This is a genomic window from Spirillospora sp. NPDC048819 (assembly GCF_040650055.1).
Lineage (GTDB): Bacteria > Actinomycetota > Actinomycetes > Streptosporangiales > Streptosporangiaceae > Spirillospora.
Genome location: NZ_JBEZGN010000092.1, coordinates 1 through 2,937, shown reverse-complemented (window position 1 = coordinate 2,937; position 2,937 = coordinate 1). Strand labels below are relative to the sequence as shown.

4 protein-coding genes and 1 pseudogene are annotated in these 2,937 nt (G+C 68.3%); 2 read left to right on the top strand and 3 right to left on the bottom strand.

All coding sequences use genetic code 11. The annotated features are described in order from the left end of the window. Positions 1-197 (bottom strand): hypothetical protein (locus AB0C35_RS45910; protein ID WP_358470971.1); only part of this gene is annotated, 197 nt, incomplete at its 3' end. An 88-nt stretch (positions 198-285) separates the two neighbouring features. Further along, positions 286-714, bottom strand: a complete 429-nt coding sequence (locus AB0C35_RS45905) for an ATP-binding protein (protein ID WP_358470968.1) — start codon at positions 712-714, stop codon at positions 286-288. Here AB0C35_RS45905 and AB0C35_RS45900 point away from each other — a divergent pair. Together AB0C35_RS45900 and AB0C35_RS45895 are read left to right on the top strand one after the other, a co-directional pair. Next, positions 683-1,628 (top strand): annotated as a pseudogene (locus tag AB0C35_RS45900) (helix-turn-helix transcriptional regulator). The gene AB0C35_RS45905 and the pseudogene AB0C35_RS45900 sit on opposite strands and share 32 nt — an antisense overlap. Further along, positions 1,625-1,819, top strand: a complete 195-nt coding sequence (locus tag AB0C35_RS45895) for a DUF397 domain-containing protein (RefSeq protein ID WP_358470965.1) — start codon at positions 1,625-1,627, stop codon at positions 1,817-1,819. Before AB0C35_RS45900 ends, AB0C35_RS45895 begins: the two are co-directional and overlap by 4 nt. A 17-nt stretch (positions 1,820-1,836) precedes the next feature. Here AB0C35_RS45895 and AB0C35_RS45890 read toward each other — a convergent pair. Then, positions 1,837-2,937 (bottom strand): phosphoenolpyruvate carboxylase (locus AB0C35_RS45890; RefSeq protein ID WP_358470962.1); only part of this gene is annotated, 1,101 nt, incomplete at its 5' end.

Genomic DNA, 2,937 nt, shown 5'->3' with positions numbered 1-2,937 from the left:
TGGCGGTGCGGCTCGCCCGGTGAGCGCTTGGCGATCTCGCGGAGGTGGGACGGGTGGGCGGTGCGTGCGGCGGCGAGGGCGCCCAGAAGGTCCTTCTGCCGGAGGTGAGCGTCGGTCTCGTCCCCGGCGGCGGCGGGACGCAGCTCGCGCTGCGCCGCCTCCGCCGAAAGTCGGTGGCGAGGCGACCGGTGTGCCACATCCGGTAGCACGCGATCAGCCGGCGGGCCGCGATCACGTGGCCCGCGCGGGTGTTGCCGCTGTGGTCGTGAAGACAGACCGGGTCCGCTACGTGTGCATCCTTGCCCAGACCCACTTGCCGCCGGCGGGGTCGCCGATGACGCCGCACTTGGCGGACAAGACCTGGACGATGTGCAGGCCCCAGCCGCCGTTGTCATCGAACGCCTCCTCGGACAGGTCGAGGTCTTCGAGGGTGAGTTCGGTCATCGGCCTGGCCTGGGGCAGTTCGTGGGCCGCGTCCCAGACGGCGATGATCACGCCGTAGGTGTCCCGGCTGAGCTGGAGGCGGATCTTCTCGTGCGGCGTCTGGCGGGCCGCGTTGGTCACGAGTTCCGACGTGACGAGAAGCGCGCTGTCGAGAATATGGAAATAGTCCCATTTGCGGATTCGCGTATCCACGAAAGTGCGCGCCAGCCCCACTGCGGCCGGTGTGCCCATAAGGGCCATGATCGACTCTTCGGTCGCCGCCATCGTCATCGTCCCGTCCTTGTCCGAGATTCCGATTTCCCGTGACAAGGATCACCGCAGAGTTCTATGTTCTGCCTGTAGCCAGCTGATCTGTATACAGGGAGAACGCCATGCCGATCATGGCGACCCGCTCGACCCCAAGATCTCCATGTGGCACTTTCTGGCCTTCTACCTGCGCTTTTGGCGCGAGAAGGCTGGACTATCACTTACCCAGTGCGGGGAGATCATGGGGATTACGCGAGGTGCTGTATCCCACTTCGAGGCGGGTCGGCGGCGCCCGCACGACGACCACATGCGGGCGCTCGACAGGCACTACGGCACCGGTTGGCTTTTCCAGCTATTGCTGTGGTTTGCCCGAATGGCGCATGACCCCAACTGGGGGCGGCAGCTCGTCAAGTACGAGCAGGAGGCGGACGAGATCAGGGTCTACCACGGCCACACGATCCCCAGGCCCTTTGAGACGGTGGAGTACATGCGCGGCCTCGTTGAGACCGGGACGGCCGAGGACACCGAGTCGGAGATCAACGAGCACCGCCCGTCAGCAGAAGCTTCTCGACCGCGAGAAGCCGCCCTTCCTCTGGGTGCTCATGGACGAGAAGGTCCTGTCCTACGAGGTCGGTGGCCGAGAAGTGATGCGAGCGCAACTGGAGCACCTGCGGAAGATGATGGAGCGTCCCAACGTCATCGTGCGTTTCGTTCAGCCATCGGCGGGTGCGCATCGCGGCTTCGACGGCCCGTTCCAGGTCATCAGCCTGGACGGGCGGAATGTCGCGTACGCGGGTGCGCAGAATGGTGGGCGACTGATCGAGGTGCCAGGCGAAGTCCGGGAATTCTGGGCTAAGTTTGAGCACATCAGCGCAAAGGCCCTCCCGGAGGATGCTTCGCGCTCTCTCGTCGAGCGGTACCTGGAGCAGTACACATGAACATGCAGTGGCGCAAGAGCACTCACAGCAGCGGTGTTGACGATCAGCACTGCGTTGAGCTGGGACGTCTTGCGCCAGGGGCCGGGATCGGGGTGCGGGACAGCAAGGACCCGGACGGTGGACGCCTCACCCTGTCCGTTGCGGAGTTCGCGGGCCTGATCGAGAAGGTCAAGCGGCACCCGGCCCGTTGACCGTCCTCCCACACGGCTCAGCCGGTGTTCTGGAGGCCTGCGGCCACGCCGTTCACGGACAGGAGGAGCAGAGCCTCCAGGTGGGCGCGTTCCTCGTCGTCCGAGACGCCGGCGCGGAGGGCGGTCAGGGCTCGTAGCTGCAGGTGGGAGAGGGCGTCCACGTAGGGGTTGCGCAGTTCCACGGCTCGGGAGAGGACGCGGCGGTTCTCCAGGAGGCGTTCGTGGCCGGTGACCGCCAAGACCAGGCGGCGGGTGCGGTCGTACTCGGCGAGGACGGTCTCGGTGAGTTCCGGGCGGTCGCCCAGGGCCAGGTAGCGTTCGGCGATCGCGCGGTCCGACTTGGCCAGGCTCATCTCGGCGTTGTCGAGGAGGGTGTTGAACAGGGGCCATGCCTCGTAGGCGTCGCGGAGTCCGGTGAGGTCCTTGCCGTCGTCGGAGACCGCGGCTAGGCCGCTGCCCAGGCCGTACCAGCCGGGAAGGTTGACGCGGGTCTGCGTCCAGGCGAACACCCACGGGATGGCTCGCAGGTCCTCCAGGCCCTGCGCGGCCTTGCGGCGGGACGGGCGGGAGCCGATGCGCAGCCCGGAGATCTCCTCCAGGGGGCTGACCTGGGTGAACCAGGCGGCGAAGCCCTCGGTTTCGATGAGGCCGCGGAACGCCGCCCTGGCGGCGTCGCTGATCTTGTCGGCCAGGGGGCGGAAGCGGGCGGCGGCCTCGCGGGCGCGGTCCTGGACGGCATCGGTGGAGGCCAGCAGGACGGCGCTGGTGACCTGCTCGACGTGCCGCTTGGCGATCTCGCGGTGGCCGTAGCGGGCGAAGATGACCTCGCCCTGCTCGGTGACCTTGAAGCGGCCCGCGACCGAGCCCGGCGCCTGCGCCAGGATCGCCCGGTTGGCGGGGCCGCCGCCGCGGCCGAGGGAGCCGCCGCGGCCGTGGAACAGCGTCAGCCTGACGTCGTTGCGGGCGGCCCAGGCGGCGAGGGCCTCCTGGGTGTCGTAGAGGCGGAGGGTCGCGCTGGTCGGGCCGAGCTGCTTGGCCGAGTCGGAGTAGCCGAGCATGACCTCCAGGCGGCGCCCGGTGGCGTCCAGGCGGTCCTGGACGGCCGGGATCCGCAGCAT

Bases quoted from the DNA above. Each gene is read 5' to 3' on its own strand.
- AB0C35_RS45905 (WP_358470968.1), bottom strand. From the start codon at position 714: ATGACGATGGCGGCGACCGAAGAGTCGATCATGGCCCTTATGGGCACA.
- AB0C35_RS45895 (WP_358470965.1), top strand. From the start codon at position 1,625: ATGAACATGCAGTGGCGCAAGAGCACTCACAGCAGCGGTGTTGACGAT.